Annotated in this window: 12 protein-coding genes; 4 read left to right on the top strand and 8 right to left on the bottom strand. The window is 74.9% G+C overall.

Annotated features, from left to right (window positions below):
* The first annotated feature begins 234 nt into the window (after window positions 1–234).
* The 3 genes from ACIRDU_RS15550 to ACIRDU_RS15540 are packed head-to-tail and all read left to right on the top strand — an operon-like array spanning window position 235 to window position 3781.
* Window positions 235–1449 carry an FAD-dependent oxidoreductase gene (locus ACIRDU_RS15550; protein ID WP_403579212.1) on the top strand — a complete coding sequence of 405 codons (1215 nt, stop codon included), beginning with the start codon at window positions 235–237 and terminating at the stop codon, window positions 1447–1449.
* Window positions 1446–2177 (top strand): class I SAM-dependent methyltransferase, encoded by a 732-nt coding sequence (locus tag ACIRDU_RS15545; RefSeq protein ID WP_403579209.1) that lies wholly within the window; start codon window positions 1446–1448, stop codon window positions 2175–2177. Before ACIRDU_RS15550 ends, ACIRDU_RS15545 begins: the two co-directional genes overlap by 4 nt.
* On the top strand, window positions 2105–3781 hold the full coding sequence (locus tag ACIRDU_RS15540) for an FAD-dependent oxidoreductase (protein WP_403579207.1): 1677 nt from the start codon (window positions 2105–2107) through the stop codon (window positions 3779–3781). The genes ACIRDU_RS15545 and ACIRDU_RS15540 overlap by 73 nt, the downstream gene beginning before the upstream one ends.
* A 60-nt stretch (window positions 3782–3841) precedes the next feature.
* Here the strand turns inward: ACIRDU_RS15540 and ACIRDU_RS15535 are convergent, their stop codons facing one another.
* The 8 genes from ACIRDU_RS15535 to ACIRDU_RS15500 form a co-directional block, all read right to left on the bottom strand.
* Window positions 3842–4858, bottom strand: a complete 1017-nt coding sequence (locus ACIRDU_RS15535; RefSeq protein ID WP_403579205.1) for a DUF5914 domain-containing protein — start codon at window positions 4856–4858, stop codon at window positions 3842–3844.
* Entirely contained in the window at window positions 4851–5834 is a 984-nt protein-coding gene (locus ACIRDU_RS15530; RefSeq protein ID WP_403579203.1) for a phytoene/squalene synthase family protein, read from the bottom strand. The genes ACIRDU_RS15535 and ACIRDU_RS15530 overlap by 8 nt, the downstream gene beginning before the upstream one ends.
* Window positions 5821–7383, bottom strand: a complete 1563-nt coding sequence (locus ACIRDU_RS15525) for a phytoene desaturase (protein ID WP_403579201.1) — start codon at window positions 7381–7383, stop codon at window positions 5821–5823. Before ACIRDU_RS15525 ends, ACIRDU_RS15530 begins: the two co-directional genes overlap by 14 nt.
* Window positions 7380–8522, bottom strand: a complete 1143-nt coding sequence (locus ACIRDU_RS15520) for a polyprenyl synthetase family protein (protein WP_403579198.1) — start codon at window positions 8520–8522, stop codon at window positions 7380–7382. The genes ACIRDU_RS15525 and ACIRDU_RS15520 overlap by 4 nt, the downstream gene beginning before the upstream one ends.
* Window positions 8523–8607: 85 nt before the next feature.
* On the bottom strand, window positions 8608–9981 hold the full coding sequence (locus tag ACIRDU_RS15515) for a cryptochrome/photolyase family protein (protein WP_403579196.1): 1374 nt from the start codon (window positions 9979–9981) through the stop codon (window positions 8608–8610).
* Window positions 9982–9985: 4 nt separating this feature from the next.
* Window positions 9986–11569 (bottom strand): SDR family oxidoreductase, encoded by a 1584-nt coding sequence (locus ACIRDU_RS15510; protein ID WP_403579193.1) that lies wholly within the window; start codon window positions 11567–11569, stop codon window positions 9986–9988.
* 426 nt (window positions 11570–11995) lie between these two features.
* The gene (locus ACIRDU_RS15505; RefSeq protein WP_403579191.1) at window positions 11996–13576 is read right to left on the bottom strand and encodes a S8 family peptidase; all 1581 of its coding nucleotides are present in this window, start codon (window positions 13574–13576) and stop codon (window positions 11996–11998) included.
* Between the two features lie 399 nt (window positions 13577–13975).
* On the bottom strand, window positions 13976–15184 hold the full coding sequence (locus ACIRDU_RS15500) for a serpin family protein (protein WP_403579188.1): 1209 nt from the start codon (window positions 15182–15184) through the stop codon (window positions 13976–13978).
* Between the two features lie 94 nt (window positions 15185–15278).
* Between ACIRDU_RS15500 and ACIRDU_RS15495 the strand changes: the two genes are divergently transcribed.
* Complete coding sequence (locus ACIRDU_RS15495; protein ID WP_403579185.1) at window positions 15279–16418, top strand: DUF4190 domain-containing protein; 1140 nt, start codon at window positions 15279–15281, stop codon at window positions 16416–16418.
* Window positions 16419–16429 lie beyond the last annotated feature (11 nt).

The following is a 16429-nucleotide window of genomic DNA, read 5'->3' as shown; positions in this document are numbered from 1 at the left end:
CCAGTACGCGGGTGCCCGCCCGGCACGCCGAGAGCACGCACCGAACGCCGCGGGGCCCGCCCTCCGGGCGAACGACGCGACTTTGCGGACACCCCCTAGGGGGGGTGGCCGCCCGGCTCCGGCCGCGCTGCATCCGAACACGGCCGTCCGCCCGAAGCGGTGAACGGACAGAACGCAGTCGACCGGGTGGCCGGGAGCGTGGGTGTGGAGATGGGCGGCGCGTGGTTGGGCCCGGTGAGCCGGGAGCCTGCCGGCACCTCGGACGTGGTGGTCGTCGGGGGCGGTGCCGCCGGTCTCAGTCTCGCGTACCGGCTGGTCGAGACCGGCGTCGCGACCGTGACCGTGGTGGAGCCGCCGGACGGTCCCGCACGTCCGCCGGAGCGGACCTGGTGCTATTGGGACCAGGGCGACGGCGATCTCGACGAAGCGGTCACCGCCACCTGGCCCCTGCTGCGGGTGCACGGCCCCGACGGCACCCCGCTCACCGTCGATCCGGCCCCCTCGCGCTACCGCATGGTGCGCTCCACGGCGTTCGAACGGCTGGTGCACGCGCGGCTGGCGCGTTCGCCCGGCGGGCGAGTGCTGCGCGCCACGGCGGACACGGTGCGCGACACACCGGGAGGCGCGGAGGTCCGCTGCACGGCACCCGGCGGCCGGACGCTGACCCTGCGCTGCCGGTACGTGTTCGACTCGCGGCCCCTGCCCGCCCTGCCACCGGCCCGGACACGGCTGTTGCAGCACTTCCGCGGCTGGTTCCTCCGCACCCGCACCGACCGGTTCGATCCGGCGGTCGCCGACCTGATGGACTTCCGGGTGCCCCAGCCGCGGCACGGGCTCGCCTTCGGCTACGTCCTGCCGCTGGCCCCGGACCGGGCGCTCGTCGAGTACACGGAGTTCTCCCGGACCCCGCTGACCACCGAGAGCTACGAGGCGGCGCTCGGTCACTACGCCCGCGCGGTGCTGCGCCTGGGCGAGTTCACCGTGGAGAAGGCCGAGCAGGGCGTCATCCCCATGACCGACGCCCGCTTCCCCCGGCGCACCGGGGCAGCCGTCTTCCGCATCGGGACGGCGGGCGGCGCCACCCGGCCCGCGACCGGCTACACCTTCGCGGCCGTACAGCGGCACAGCCGGGCCATCGCCGATGCCCTGCGGGACGGCCGCGGCACCGTGCCCAGACCGCACGGGCGGCGGGCGCTCGCCATGGACGCGGTGCTGCTGCGGGCCCTGGACACCGGGCGGATCGACGGCCCCGCCTTCTTCACCGGCCTGTTCCGCCGGACACCGGCGCAACGCCTGCTGCGCTTCCTCGACGGCGCCACCACGGTCCGGGAGGAGTGGGGCATCGGACTGCGCACCCCGGTGGGCCCGATGCTCCGCACCGCGCTCGAAGTGCCCTTCCTGCCCCGCCGCACCCATCCCGCCCCAGGAACCGGAGAGAACGCCCGATGACCCTGCTGCACGACCGCGACCTGGCACGCGCCTTCGACCACGCGTCCGGCACCTACGACCGTCTCACCGGCCTCAACCCCGGCTACCGCACCGACCTGCTGCGCTCGGCCCGCCGACTGAGGCTCCCCGGGGACGGGGCCGGACTGCATCTCCTCGACCTCGGGTGCGGCACCGGCGCCTCCACCCGCGCGCTGTTGCGGGCCGCGCCCCGTGCACGGATCACCGCGGTGGACGCCTCCGCGGGCATGCTGCGCCAGGCGCTGGCCAAGCCGTGGCCCGACGGCGTGCGCTTCCTGCACCTGAGCGCCGAGGAACTCACGACGACCGACGAAGGGCCCTTCGACGCGGTCTTCGCCGCCTACCTGTTCCGCAACGTCTCCGACCCCGACGGCGTCCTCGGCACGGTGCGGACTCTGCTACGGCCGGGCGGGCGCCTCGCCGTGCACGAGTACAGCCTTCAAGGCTCGCCCGCGCACCGCGCCCTGTGGACGGCCGTGTGCCTGGGGGTGATCATCCCGGCGGGCACGCTCACCGGTGACCGGGCCCTGTACCGGCACCTGTGGCGCAGCGTCCTCGCCTTCGACACCGCCTCCGCCTTCACCGGGCGGCTGACACGGGCCGGGTTCACGGATGTGCGCGCCCTCCCCCTCGCCGGATGGCAGACCGGCATCACGCACACGTTCGTCGCCCGCAACGGCTCCGCCGAGGCAGGGGAGGCCGCCCGGTGAGCGCCCGCACCGCCGACCCTGGAGGTGAGTCACGCCGCCCGGTGAGCGCCCGCAGCGTCGCCCGGCGCGGCCGGGACCGCAAGGCCGAGGTTCTGGTGCCCGCGCCCGGCCGGGACCGGTTCGCACGCTCGGACGCGCCGTCCGTCGCCGTCGTGGGCGGCGGCATCGCCGGACTCGCCGCGGCCACCGCACTGGCCGAACACGGCGCCCGGGTGAGTCTCTACGAACGGGAGGAGTCCCTGGGCGGACGCCTCGCCGGCCACCGCACCCGCCTGTCGGACGGTTCCGAGGTGACCATGAGCCGCGGCTTCCACGCCTTCTTCCGGCAGTACTACAACCTGCGCGGCCTGCTGCGCCGAACCGACCCCGCCCTGGCCCGCCTCACCCCGCTGCCCGACTACCCCCTGCGGCACAGCGGCGGACTGACCGAGAGCTTCGCCCGCGTCCCGCGCACCCCGCCCCTCAGCGCCCTCGGGTTCGTCGCCCTCAGCCCCACCTTCGGCTGGCGCGACCTGACCGCCCTGGACGCCCGGGCGGCGCTGCCGCTCCTGGACGTACGCGTGCCGGAGGTGTACGCCCGCTTCGACCAGGTCAGCGCGACCGCCTTCCTGGAACGCGTCCGTTTCCCCGAGGCCGCGCACCACCTGGCGTTCGAGGTGTTCTCGCGGAGCTTCTTCGCCGACCCGCGCGAACTGTCCGCCGCCGAACTGATGCTGATGTTCCACATCTACTTCCTCGGCTCCTCGGAGGGGCTGCTCTTCGACGTGCCCGACGAGCCCTTCCCGCAGGCCCTGTGGGAGCCGCTCGGCGACTACCTCCAGCGACTCGGCACGACCGTCCGCACCGGCACACCCGTGCACGGCGTGGACCCCGCCGGTGCCGGAGGAGCCGAGGTGCGCACCGGCACCGGAACCGACCGGCACGACGCGGTGGTGCTCGCCCTCGACACCGGGGGCCTGCGCCAGGTCGTCGCCGGCTCGCCCGGCCTGGGCACCGCCCCCTGGCGCGACGGCATCGCCACCCTGCGCACCGCCCCGCCGTTCCTCGTCTCACGGCTCTGGCTCGACCGGCCGGTCCGCGCCGACCGCCCCGGGTTCCTCGGCACCAGCGGCTACGACGGCCTGGACAACATCAGCGTCCTGGAACGCTACGAGGGCGAGGCCGCCCGCTGGGCCGCGAAGAACACCGGTTCGGTCGTGGAACTGCACGCCTACGCCGTCAGCCCCGGTGCGGACCCCGAGAGCGTGCAGGACGCGCTGCTGGGGCAGTTGCGGCGGGTCTACCCGGAGACCCGTGAGGCGCGGGTCGTCGACGCCCGGCACGAGTGGCGCTCGGACTGCCCGCTCTTCCCGGTCGGCACCCACCACCGGCGCCCCACCGTACGGACCCCCCACCCGTGGCTGACACTGGCCGGTGACGGACTCCGCTGCGACCTGCCCGTGGCGCTGATGGAACGCGCCGCCACCACCGGCTTCCTGGCGGCCAACGCCCTGCTCGCCGGGTGGGGCGTCCGCGGCCAGGTGCTGTGGACCGTGCCGCGGGCGGGCCGCTCCCCGGTGCTGCGGGCACTCGGCGCGCTCGCGGGACGACCGGCGCGCCGGTGACGCCCGGCCGCCGGACGGGCCCGGGACGACGCGCGCGAGTCCCCTTCCGGCGGGGTCACCTCACCCGGGGAAGCGCCCGGTGCTGCGCAGCGCCCAGCGCCTCTCGGCGTAGGCGAGGTCGTCGCGCCACAGACGCCCGGCGGTGTGCCGCATCAGGGGGCGCAGCACGGGGGCGGCGGCCCGGGCCAGGGCGAAGCCGCGCCGGTCCGAAGCGGCGACGACCGCCTCGATCACGGCCGTCCGCGGCCGGTCCGCGTCCGCGCCGGTCAGCGGCGTGGCGTGGGTCTCCACCACGGACGTGGCACCCTCGCCGTCGGTGATGCGCATGACGACGGTGCGCGGCTCCGGCGCGGTGAACTCGGCCCGGACGGGCACCACCAGACGGCCCGCCACCCGGAAGGAGACGTCGACGACGAAGGCGTCGTCCTCGTCGCCCCCCTCATCGCCGCGGGGTTCCCTCACGACCGTCAGATCGACGAAGGAGTAGGGGTGGAACCAGGACCCGTGCCACGGGTCGAGGCGGTTGGCCACCACGTCCTGCGGTTCGCACCGCCCGACCGCCGTGAAGACGGCGTCCACCCCGGTGCCCTCCGCGGGACGCGCCGGAACGACGGGCAGCTCCGACGGTTCCTCACCGCCGACCGCGTCCAGCCGGACCCACACCAGCACCCCGTCGTCGTGGGCGGGGTACGGCTGCCAGCCGGCGAACGCGGAGCCGTCCAGCGCCAGTCCGTGCCAGTGGCACACCAGCGTGCCGCACACCACCCGGCTGTCCCGCAGCGGAGCACCGAGGTGCGGGCAGACGCCGGGGCCCGCCCGGAGGTCACCCGACCGCGAGCGCCACAGCACCACCTCGACGTCGCCGACGGTCCTGCCGTAGGGGGTGCCGGGGCGCACGTCCCGGGAGGCGCCCACCACGAACCAGTTGCCGGAGGGCCGGGCGGACGCCCGTTTGAGCGTGTCGGCGATCAGCGCCGGACGGGCCGCCCGCCAGGTCGGCGTCTGCTCCGCCCAGCCGGGGCCGCGGCGCCGCCGCAGCGGTGAGGTCCAGCGTGCCTTGTCCGCCCGGTCAGCCACGACCCGGTCCTCTCCGTTCCAGTGCGGCGCGGTCCGCCGCGGGCGCCGCGTGCCACCGCGCGCCGGCCATCGTCAGGACACCGGCCGCGGCGGTGGCCGCCCGCCGCCGCCGGGGTACCACCGCGCGGCGGTGCAGCACGGCGTAGTCGTGCCGCGCGATCGCGTCGAGGATGCCGCCGTACAGCGTGAACGCGGTGCTGATGCAGGGGCGCACCCTCGGGTCGAGCATCGCGATGCCCGGCTGTGCCGTCCGGTACACCTCCCGGGTCAGGGCCTCGGCCGCGACGAGGGCCGCCCGGATGCGCGGGTCGCGGCGACCGGTCCGCCGGCTCCAGTGCAGCAGCGGCCGGTCCACGCCGTGGGCGGCGAGCAGGTCCGCGGGCAGGTAGACGCGACCGCGGTCCAGGTCCTCGCCCACGTCCCGCAGGAAGTTGGTGAGCTGGAACGCCACCCCGAGGGCCGCCGCGTGCGGTGCCGCCTCCTCGCGCGGGACGACCGTGCCGAGCACGGGCAGCATCTGCAGGCCGATCACCGCGGCCGAGCCGTGCATGTAGGCCCGCAGGTCGGCGTAGGTCGGGTAGTCCGTGACGGTCAGGTCGGCGCGCATCGAGGCGAGGAAGTCGGCGAACAGGGTCACCTCGATGCCGTAGCGGTCGGCGGTGTCGGCCACGGCCCGCACCACCGGCTCGGTCCCGCCACCGGTGCGCAGCGCGTGGACGAGATCGCCCTCCAGCCGCTTCAGCAGCAGGTCGCGCTCGTCTGACGTCATGCGCCGGTCCAGGTCGTCGACGATGTCGTCGGCCCAGCGGGCGAAGCCGTACAGCGCGTGCACGGCCGAGCGGCGTTCCAGCGGCAGCAGGCGCGTGGCCAGGAAGTAGGTCCGGCCGTGCCGGGCGTTGAGCTGCCGGCACCGGCCGTAGGCGGCGCGCAGGCCGGGGTCGGTGATCCCGGCGGCGTCCAGTTCACGACGGGTCATGGGCACCTGCTCCGGTCGGGGTGGGCGGGAGGCGGTCCGCGGGCCGGCCCGCCCGGGCCACCCGGGTGCGGCCCCCGGTGACGCGGGCGGCGGCGAGCTTCCCGCTGATGAGCACGGTCGGTACGCCGACCCCGGGCGTGGTCCCGCAGCCCGCGAGCACGACGTTGTCCAGTCCGCGTACGAGGTTGCGCGGCCGGAAGGGGCCGGTCTGGGCGAAGGTGTGGGAGACGGAGAAGGGACTGCCCGCCGCGTGGCCCTGGCCCGTCCAGTCGAGCGGGGTCACCAGAAGTTCCTCCTCGACGCTGTCCGCGAAGCCGTCGAGGCCGCGGCGTTCCAGCTCGGCGACCAGGCGGTCGCGGTAGCGCGGGCCCAGCTCCCGCCAGGCGGCGGCGGAGGGGCCGACGTGGGTGTTGGGGCAGGGCGCCAGGACGTAGTGGAGGTGGCGGCCCGGCGGCGCCAGGGAGGCGTCGTGCGTGGTCGGCCGGGTGATCAGCAGCGACGGGTCGCTCATCAGCGTTCCCGAGCGGGTCAGTTCGTCGAAGGTGCGCTCCCACGCGGCGCCGAAGGACAGCGTGTGGTGGGCGAGGTGGGGCCAGGTGCGGTCGGTCCCCGCGTGCAGGACCACCGCGGACGGCGAGTGCCGCAGCCGTACCGGTCGCCGGGGCGTCCGGCCCAGCAGCCGGTGCGCGGCGGGCAGTTCGCAGGTCAGCACCACCGCGTCGCACGGGATGCGCTCACCCGAGGCGAGCCGGACGGCCCGTACCCGGCCTCCCGAGCGTTCCAGCGCGCTCACCTCGGCCGACCAGCGCAGCTCGGCACCGGCACCGGCCGCCACGTCGGCCATCGCGCGGGGCAGCGCGTGCATGCCGCCCTTGGGGAACCAGACACCGGCCACGGTGTCCATGTAGGCGATCACCGCGTAGGCCGCGAGAGCCCGGGCCGGTGCCACCCCGGCGTACAGGGCCTGGAAGGAGAAGACCCGGCGCAGCCGGGCGTCGGAGAGGAAGCGGCCGATCCGGCCGTCCAGCCGCCCGAAGCCGCCGAGCGCCGCCAGACGGGCCAGATCCGGGTGCGCGAGCTGGAGCGGCGAGTCGAAGTTGGTGTCGATGAAACGGCGCATCTGCGCCCGGTACAGCCGCTCCAGCCACTCCCGCAGCCTGCGGTAGCCGGCCGCCTCCGCCGGTCCGGCGAAGCGCCGCACCTCCGCCTCCATGGCGTCGCCGTCGGTGTGCACGTCGAGCCAGGTCCCGTCCGCGAAACCGGCCCGGTAGGCGGGGTGCAGGGGCATCAGCTCGACGTGCCGGCCGAGGCTCTCGCCGACGGCCGCGAACGCCTCGTCGGCCAGATGCGGCATCGTCAGCACGGTGGGCCCGGTGTCCGCCAGGAAGCCGCCGAGCCGCACGCGCCCGGCCCGCCCGCCCGGCCCGGCGTCCCGCTCGACGAGCGTGACCCGGCGCCCCGCGCCCAGCAGATGCAGGGCGCACGCCAGGCCGGACAAGCCCGCGCCCACCACGACGACATGGTCGGTCGGCCCCGTCACCGTCCTCATACGAGCTCCTCCGCGTGCCGCGGGGCGACGCCCGCGGCACGCTCGACCAGGGCGGCGAACTCCCGCCGCACTCCGGGCGCGGCGCCGGTGGCATCGAAGTGCCGCAGAGCGGCGGCCGAAAGCTCCGCGATCCTCGCCTCCACCTCGGCCCGGGCACCCGTCCGCTCCAGCGCCGCCCGCATCCGCTCGACGGTGTGCTCCGGACGGGCGCCCGCACCCGGGGCGAGCGCGGCGGCGGCGTCCCGGTCGCCGGTGGCGTCGGCGAGCCGGACGGCGGTGGCGAGAAGCGGGGTGAGCTTGCGGGAGCGCAGATCGTCGTCGGCAGGTTTGCCGGTCAGCGCCGGGTCGCCGAAGGCACCGAGGAGGTCGTCGCGCAGCTGGAAGGCCAGCCCCGCGCACCGGCCCGCCGCCCGCAGCGCGCCGAGGGCGGGTGCGTCCGCGCCGGCCAGCGACGCGCCCAGCGCCAGGGGCCGTGCGGCCGTGTACCGGGCGCTCTTGAGCACCGCGATGGTCAGTGCCTCCTCGGCGCCGGACGAGCCGCTCGCCTGCGCGCGCAGGTCGCGGTACTGCCCGGCGACCATCTCGGTGCGCATGGCCCGCCACTCGTCGTACAGCCGCGAGCCGTGCGGCGCGGCGAGCGCCGTCTCCGTCAGCAGGTCGTCCGCCCACGCCAGCGCCAGGTCGCCCGCGAGCACGGCGGCCGACGTCCCGAACGACTCGGCGGACCCGCCGGTCCGTCCGGCCCGGTGGTGCCGGGCGAAGTCCACGTGCATCGCCGGTGCGCCCCGGCGCAGCGGTGATCCGTCCATCACGTCGTCGTGGATCAGGGCGCAGGCCTGGAGCAGTTCGAGGGCGGCCCCCGTGCGCAGGACGGCGTCGGTGTCGCCCGAGCCGCCCGCGGCCCGCCAGCCGCACCAGACGAACGCCGTACGCAGCCGCTTGCCACCCCGCCGGACGTACGCGGCGACGCGGTCGGCCATGTCGTGGGCGAACACCGCGTCGGTCTCGCGGGCCTGCCGCAGTCGCGTGTCCAGCACCCGTTCGAGGACGCACTCCACGGCGCGCGTGGCCCCGGGAGCGGTGAGCGGGGCGTGGTTCTCCTCCGCCGGTCCGGCCACCGTCGGCCGCGGTCCAAGCATGCGCAACCCCTTCTCGCTTCCGGTCATCCGCACGACAGTGCTTCCACCGGGGGCGGTGTTTCGGATGCGGCGCGGGGCCGGGCTGTCAGTCGCGGCTGCGGGCCTGCCGGAAGCGGGCCAGGCCCTCGCCGAGGTCGAGGAGCGGCGCGGGATAGCGGAGCCGGGCCCGCACGTCGTCGGGCAGCCGCCAGGGTTCGTGCACCGCGGCGCCGCCGACGTCCGCCAGTTCGGGCACCCATCGGCGTACGTAGGCGCCGTCCGGGTCGTGGCGCTTGCCCTGGAGCACGGGGTTGAGGACGCGGTCGGGGCGGGTGTCGGTGCCGGTGCCGGCGACCCACTGCCAGTTCAGCTGGTTGTTGACGAGGTCGCCGTCCACCAGGAACCGGAGGAAGTGCCGGGCACCGATCCGCCAGTCCACGTACAGCGTCTTGGTCAGGAAGCTCGCCACCAGCAGCCGGGCCCGGTTGTGCATCCAGCCCTCGTGGCGCAGCTGGCGCATGCCCGCGTCGACCACCGGGTAGCCGGTGCGGCCCTCCCGCCACGCGGCGATGTCCTCGGCGGCCTCGTCCTCGCCGCGCCACCGGTCGCCACGGGTGCGGTAGTCCTGCACGGACGCCTCGGGCCGGGCCGCGAGGACCTGGTGGTGGAAGTCGCGCCAGCACAGCTGACGGACGAACGCCTCCGCCCCGGCTCCGCCCTGCTCCCGGGCCCGCCGTACGACCTCCACCGGTGAGAGCGCCCCGAAGTGGAGGTAGGGCGACAGGCGCGAGGTCGCGTCACCGGCCAGGTCGTCGTGCCGTTCCTCGTACCGGGACAGGCCGGCGTCCGTCCACCGCGCGAGCCTGTCACGCCCCGCCGTCTCCCCGCCGGCCGGAAGCTCCGGGGACAGGCCCGCCACCTCCGCGCGGGACGGCAGCTCCTCGCCGCGCACCGAGGCGGGCACCCGCACCGCGCGCGGTGCGGGCAGGGGGTCGCGCAGCTGCTCCTTGGACCAGCGCCGCATGTAGGGGGTGAACACGGCGAAGTGGTCGGAGCCCAGCGGTGTCACGGCCCCCGGCGCGACGGCGGTGACCACGCGGTCGTGCACCCGCAGCGCGACACCGTCGGCGTCGAGTCCCTTGCGCAGCCGCTCCTCACGGCGGTGGGCGAAGCCGGTCACCCCCGCGGCCATGTGCACCTCCGCGGCACCGCACGCGGCGGCGACCGCGCGGACCTCCCGGGCGACCGGCCCGGTGCGCACGACCAGCCGTCCGCCGCGCCCGCGCAGCTCCGAGTCGAGGTCGGCCAGACAGTCGGCGAGGAAGGCCGCGCGGTTGGGCACGTCGAAACCGGCGGCGTGGACAGCGGGGTCGCGGACGAACAGGGGTACCACCTCGTCCGCCGAGTTCAACGCGGCGTGCAGGGGCGGATGGTCGTGCAGACGCAGGTCCGAGGTGAACAGGACGACCGCGACGGTCATGGCGTCACTCCTGGTGCGGTGGTGCGGATTCCGTCTGGTGCCGGCGGACACTTCGCCGCTCGCGGTCCCGCCGGTAGCGCGAGCGGCCCCGGCCTCCGCCCGTGCCGTCGGACGCGGCCCGGGCGATGTTGCGCGCCATGCCGCCGAACACGACGGAGTGGAACGGGGCGACGGCCCACCAGTAGGCGTGGCCCAGCAGGCCGCGCGGATGGAACAGGGCCCGCTGCCGGTAGCGGGTGCGGCCCTCGTCGTCGGTCTCGGCGTACATCTCCAGCCAGGCGAGGCCGGGCAGCCGCATCTCGGCGCGCAGCCGCAGCAGATGACCCGGTTCGATCTCCTCGACCCGCCAGAAGTCCAGCGAGTCACCGACCCTCAGGCGCTCGGTATCACGCCGTCCCCGGCGCAGCCCGACCCCGCCCGCGAACCGGTCCAGCCGGCCCCGGGCCGCCCAGGCCAGCGGGGAGGAGTACCAGCCGTTGTCGCCGCCGATGCCCTCGACCACCCTCCACAGCGCCTCCCTGGGCGCCTCGACCGGCCGCTGCCGCTCGTCCTGGTAGAGGCTGCCGCCCGCCCAGTCCGGGTCCGTGGGCAGCGGGTCGCTGGGCGCCCCGGGCACCGAGGCCGAGGACCAGCGTGTGGAGACCTGCGCCTGACGCACCCGGCGCAGCGCCAGGGCCAGCGCCTCGTCGAACGGCAGCGGACGGCCCGGGAGGTCCGGCACGTACCGGGCGATGTCGTGCTCGTGGCAGACCACCTCGTGCCGCAGCGACTCGGTCAGCGGCCGGGCGAGGGAGGCGGGCACCGGGGTGACGAGGCCGACCCAGTGGCTGGACAGCCGTGGGGTGAGGACCGGGACGGGCACGATGACCCGCCGCGGCAGCCCGGCCACGGCGGCGTAGCGCAGCATCATGTCCCGGTAGGTGAGGACGTCCGGCCCGCCGATGTCGAAGGCCCGGTCGACGTCGTCCGGCATGGTCGCCGACCCGACGAGGTAGCGCAGCACGTCCCGTACCCCGATGGGCTGCGTACGGGTGTGCACCCAGCTGGGGGTGACCATCACGGGCAGGCGTTCGGTGAGGTAGCGCAGCATCTCGAACGACGCCGAGCCCGAGCCGATGACGACGGCGGCCCGCAGCACTGTGGCGGGCACGGGGGAGCCGAGGAAGATCTCTCCCACCTCGGCCCGGGAGCGCAGATGTGGGGAGAGCGACCCTTCGGGGACGTCACGGGGCGTGAGCCCGCCGAGGTAGACGATCCGCCGCACACCTGCGGCCCGGGCCTGCTCGGCGAAGATCCGGGCGGCGGCGCGGTCGGTGTCCTCGAAGCGGGAACCGGACCCGAGGGCGTGCACCAGGTAGTAGGCGACATCGACACCCCGCATCGCGGAGGCGACCGACTCCGGGTCGGTGACGTCCCCCCGGACGGTCTCGGCGTGCGCCGCCCAGGGGTGGTCGCGGAGGTTGCCGGGGGAGCGGGCGAGGCACCGGACGCGATGGCCTTCCTGCAGCAACTCCGGCACCAGTCGCCCGCCGATGTAACCGGACGCCCCGGTGACCAGGCAGTGCAGCTGCCGCCCGTCCGTCGTCATGGTCGCGCCTCCGTCCTCCGGCACTCTCGCCGTGCTGCCGGATCACGGCCGGCCCTGACGCGAACACTTCCGGCTCGGCGCCCCTGGCGGATGCACGGCACGGGCGCCGGCGACGGTTCAGCCGGAGGGCGTAGCGGCGTCGGCCCGCTGCGGGGGCCGGCGGGCCAGGGCGCTCGGGGAGGTCCGTCGCGACCAGCAGCACCGGCACCAGCAGGGAACGCAGCAGCAGCATCAGGATCAGCAGGATGACGGCGAGCCGATCGGCACGATGACCGTCCGGTTCCTCGCCGAGGTGAACGCGGAACTCGTTCTCCTGCGCCGGGGCTCCGGCTGACCTCTCGACTGCCGCGGTGAGACCCGAGGCCCGTGCGACGCAACGGCCGGGGGCCGGGCCGTCGCCGGCCCGGCCCCCTTCCGCGGTTCGGGTCAGAACTGGAGCGCCCAGGCGTCGATCCGCCCGGTGTCGTAGCGGGCGTTGTCGCTCACCCGCAGCTTCCACGTGCCGTTCGCGGCCTCCGAGGAGGCGTTCACGGTGTACGTGGTGTCGATGTTGTCGGCACTGCCGCCGGTGCCGTACGACTTCAGCGTGTACGCCGTGCCGTCGGGGGCGATCAGCTGGACCTGGAGGTCACCGATGTAGGTGTGGACGATGTGCACCTCGACGGCCAGGGCCGAAGGGGCGTTGCCGGAGACGCCGGAGACCGTCACCGGGGACTCGGCGGTGGCGTTGTCGGCGATGGCCTGGTCGGCGGTGTTCTCGAAGCGCGGGCCGGGCGGGGTGGTCGTGCCGCCGCCGACGTACAGGAGCCGGTTGGGCGATCCGGTGCCGGGGCTGGTGACGACGCCGGTGGTGGCGGCGGACGTCAGCGCGGCGGAGACCTGCGCGGGCGTGGCCGTGGGGTTGGCGGCCAGGTGCAGGGCGGCGGCGCCGGCGACGTGCGGGCTCGCCATCGACGTACCGGAGATGGTGTTGGTCGCCGAGTCGCTCGTGCTCCAGGCCGAGGTGATGGACGAGCCGGGTGCGAACAGGTCGAGGACTGTTCCGTAGTTGGAGTAGCTCGCCTTGGCGTCGCTCGACGTCGTGGCGCCGACCGTGACGGCCTCGGTGACGCGGGCCGGGGACCGGGTGGAGGCGTTGGTGGACTCGTTGCCGGCCGCGACCACGAAGGTGACGCCGGAGGTGATGGCGTTGCGGACGGCCGTGTCGATGGCCGTGTCGCCGGGGCCGCCGAGGGACATGTTGGCGACGGCGGGCTTGACCGCGTTCCGGGCGACCCAGTCGATGCCGGCGACGACCTGGGCGGTGGTGCCCTGGCCGGAGTTGTTCAGCACCCGGACGCCGACGACCTTGGCCTTCTTGGCGACGCCGTAGGCGCTCCCGGCGACGGTGCCGGCGACGTGCGTGCCGTGGCCGTGGCCGTCCTGGGCGGTGTTGTCGTTGTCGACGGCGTCGTAGCCGTAGGAGGCGCGGCCGCCGAAGTCGCCGTGCGTGATGCGGACGCCGGTGTCGATGACGTACGCCGTGACGCCCTCGCCGGCCGAGTCCGGGTAGGTGTACGAGCTGTTCAGCGGCAGGCTCTTCTGGTCGATGCGGTCCAGGCCCCAGGACGGCGGGCTGGGTTGCGTTCCGGTGATGGTGTACGTCCGGTTCTGCACGACGGAGGCGATGGCCGGGTCGGCGGCGAGACGTTTCGCCTCGGACTCGGAGGCCTCGACCTCGTAGCCGTTCAGGGCCTTGGTGTACGTCCGCTCGATGTCGGCGCCGTACTTGTGCGCGAGCGCGCGGCCCTCGGCGGAACCGGCCTTCTCCGTCTTCAGGGTGACGATGTAGCTGTCGGCGACGGCGTTCGCGGCGCCCTCGTACTGGATGCGCCCTTCGGCCGCGACCGGGGCCGCGCCGGCGGGGAGGGCGGAGACGAGGCTCGCGACGAGCGCCGCGGTGGCCGTCGCGCCGAGCGCGGCCAGTCTGCGCCGGGTGGATCTGTGGGGAGTACGCATCACTGCCATCTGAGGGGTCCTCCTCGATCGGTGGTGCGCTGTGGGGTGTGGTGCACGCCCGTCGGTCGCCGCCGATGAGGCCAGTGGGTCATGACCATGTCAAGTCAGCGGCTACTCCTGTGCGTCAGCGAAAGATTGAGGCCTCCACAGGAATTGCACAAGGGCCCTGCACGGACCGGCAGGCTTCATCTGGCGCCCCGTAAATCGCCGCAGACACTCCACGGGCGGCAACCAGGCCGGTCAGCGAACGGCAGGGCGTAACCCCCCCGGCACCCCCGGAGGCCACTCGGGCCGGCCGCCCGGACGACAGGGACGGAGCGCGTCCCTTTACGCCGCCGAGGCAACTCGGGCCGACAGGCTGGACGGCGCGACCGACGGCGGCTTCACGGTGGGGTGGACGGGCCGGCGTCAGTCCGCCGACGCGTCCGGCACGGAGCCGCCCCCGTCCTCCAGGAACGGCGTGGGATCGGTGACCCACCCAGCCGCGAGGACCAGTCCGGTCTCCCGGTGGACCGTCAGGAAGGCGAAGGGGCGTTCGAAGCAGGCCATCGCCCTGGTCGTCTCGTACGGCGGCTCCTCCGGCGACCGGCCTCGGTAGAGCGCGGCCGTCGTCGTCACCGCCGCCGCCTTGAAACCCTCGGCGCTGAAAGTGACCGTCATGGTCTGCCGCGCGGAGTCCAGGACGAGTGGCGTGCCGCTCACGCCGGGAAAGGGGGCGGTGCCCGGGGTGTCGCGGGCGGCCGTGGTCAGTCCGAAGAGGTCGGGCGAGGCCAGCAGATCGTGTTCGGCCCGCAGGGTGAACTCCACGGTGAACAGCGCCAGCGACGGCGGCTCGGGAGTGTGGGTGCGCCGCGTGAAGACGTGCAGGCCCGGGCCGGCTTCACCCTCCGGCAGCCGACTGCCCGGCACCGCGTCCAGCGCTCCCGCCAGAAGGCCCGTCCCGGCGCCCAGCACCTCACCCGGCCCCATCCGCTCCGCGCCCAGCAGCAGGTGGACGTCGACTCCCGTCACTCCGCGCACGACCACCCGCGTGACGGCTCCCGATCCGGCCCGGGCCACCGCGACGCTGTCGAGGTCAGCAACCTCCCGCACGAGCCCCGCCCGGTCATGGCGGCCGAGCCAGCTGGCGAGATGCCCTTCGAACGGCACCTCCCAGTCCGCCCCCAGAACCAGTGCAGTCGCCACCACCAGGGAGGTATCCGGCAGCAGCTCCGCCCGCACCCGCTCGATCACCCCACCGGTCCGCTCAGCGGCCCACGCGTCCAGTGCCCGCCCGTCCGCCGCCGGATCCCCGGTGAGCACCCCGTGCGCCCCCACCGGCAACCCCGCCGCCCACTCCTCGCGCAGCTCCACGAACCGCGCGGTCCACAACCCCAGGGCGGACGACAAGCCGTCGATCTCGGTCAGCATTCCCAGGAACTCCCGCGCCACCACACCCGCCTGACCGGCCGGCAGGCCCAGCGCCTCCTCCAGCTCCTCGCGAGCCGCGCCCGCCGCCCCGTCTGCGAGGAGCGCCAGCAGCGGCCAGACCCCCGCCGCCGAGAACACCGTGCCCGCGCGAGCCCCTGACGCCCAGCGGGCCGTCAGCCGGTTCGCCGCCTGTACCGCCGTGCCCATCGCCCGCATTCCGCCCCCGCCGCCCCGCCGCCTACGATGCGCCCAGCCGTACGACGGATCCCCGCCCACCGCCTCAGCCAGGAGCACCGTACCCGTGTCGATACCCCCGCCCCCTGGGAACCAGCGGCCCCAGGACCCGTACGGCCCGCCTCCCGCCGACCGGCAGTGGACACACGGCCCTTACGGTCCCACCGGACACCCCTACGGCACCCCCGTGTCCGTCAACGCGCTCGCAGTCGCCGCCCTCGTGCTCGGTGTGCTCTGCTTCCTGCCCGCCGCCGGGCTCGTCCTGGGGCTGATCGCGCTGCGGCAGATCCGGCGGTCCGGGCAGAGCGGGCGGGGCATGGCGATCGCGGGTGCGGTCCTGTCGTCCGTCGGGATGGTGCTGTGGGCGGTGGTGCTGTCCACGGGGGCCGTGTCCAAGGCCTGGGAGGGCCTCAAGGACGGCGCGCAGGGCAACGAGAGCCTGTCGCTGGAGAAGGGCGACTGCTTCGACGCGCCCGGCGGCCTGGAGGGCGACACCTACGACGTCGACCGGGTGCGGTGCGAGGGCCGGCACGACGGCGAGGTGTTCGCGGTCGTCACGCTGCCGGGCGGCGCCTTCCCGGGCGACACCAGGATCACCGACATCGCCGACGAGAAGTGCTACGCCCTCCAGGATCAGTACGCGATGGACACCTGGGCGATGCCGGCCGATGTCGACGTGTACTACCTGATGCCGTCCCGGGAAAGCTGGCGCTACGGCGACCGCGCGATCACCTGCATCTTCGGCGGCACCGAGGCCGGGACCGAGCTGACCGGCTCCCTGCGCGGCGACCCCACCACCTTCGACACCGACCAGGTCGTCTTCCTGTCGACGGCCAACGCCCTCGACACGGCGCTCTACGAAGAGCCCGAGACGACTCCCGAGGACGATCTCGCCGCCCACCGGGCCTGGGCCGCGCAGGTCCACGACGTGCTCGGCGAGCAGATCGAGGCCCTGCGCGGCCACCCCTGGCCGTCCGATGCCCGCACACCCGTCGCCGACCTCGTCGAGGACCTGGAGGACGCCCGGGAGGAGTGGCGGAGGGCGAGCACCGCCGGTGACGCGGACGCGTACTACACGCACTACGACAAGGCGTACGGGTCCGTGGACGGGCCGGCCACCGTCACGGCGCGCAAGGCCCTCGGGCTGGCGACGACCCCGCCGGCCTCCGAGGAGGGCGAGAGCCCGGACTCCGAAGCGCAGGTGTGACGGCGGCTATA

It is taken from the genome of Streptomyces sp. NPDC093598, assembly GCF_044764825.1.
Classification (GTDB): Bacteria; Actinomycetota; Actinomycetes; order Streptomycetales; family Streptomycetaceae; genus Streptomyces.
The sequence above is the reverse complement of the archived record's forward strand: the minus strand, read 5'-3'. Positions and strand labels throughout refer to the sequence as shown.

Excerpts from the sequence above, each read along its gene's own strand:
- ACIRDU_RS15545 (WP_403579209.1), top strand. The coding sequence starts at position 1,446 with ATGACCCTGCTGCACGACCGCGACCTGGCACGCGCCTTCGACCACGCG.
- ACIRDU_RS15540 (WP_403579207.1), top strand. The coding sequence starts at position 2,105 with ATGGCAGACCGGCATCACGCACACGTTCGTCGCCCGCAACGGCTCCGC.
- ACIRDU_RS15530 (WP_403579203.1), bottom strand. The coding sequence starts at position 5,834 with ATGACCCGTCGTGAACTGGACGCCGCCGGGATCACCGACCCCGGCCTG.
- ACIRDU_RS15525 (WP_403579201.1), bottom strand. The coding sequence starts at position 7,383 with ATGAGGACGGTGACGGGGCCGACCGACCATGTCGTCGTGGTGGGCGCG.
- ACIRDU_RS15520 (WP_403579198.1), bottom strand. The coding sequence starts at position 8,522 with ATGCTTGGACCGCGGCCGACGGTGGCCGGACCGGCGGAGGAGAACCAC.
- ACIRDU_RS15515 (WP_403579196.1), bottom strand. The coding sequence starts at position 9,981 with ATGACCGTCGCGGTCGTCCTGTTCACCTCGGACCTGCGTCTGCACGAC.
- ACIRDU_RS15510 (WP_403579193.1), bottom strand. The coding sequence starts at position 11,569 with ATGACGACGGACGGGCGGCAGCTGCACTGCCTGGTCACCGGGGCGTCC.
- ACIRDU_RS15505 (WP_403579191.1), bottom strand. The coding sequence starts at position 13,576 with ATGGCAGTGATGCGTACTCCCCACAGATCCACCCGGCGCAGACTGGCC.
- ACIRDU_RS15500 (WP_403579188.1), bottom strand. The coding sequence starts at position 15,184 with ATGGGCACGGCGGTACAGGCGGCGAACCGGCTGACGGCCCGCTGGGCG.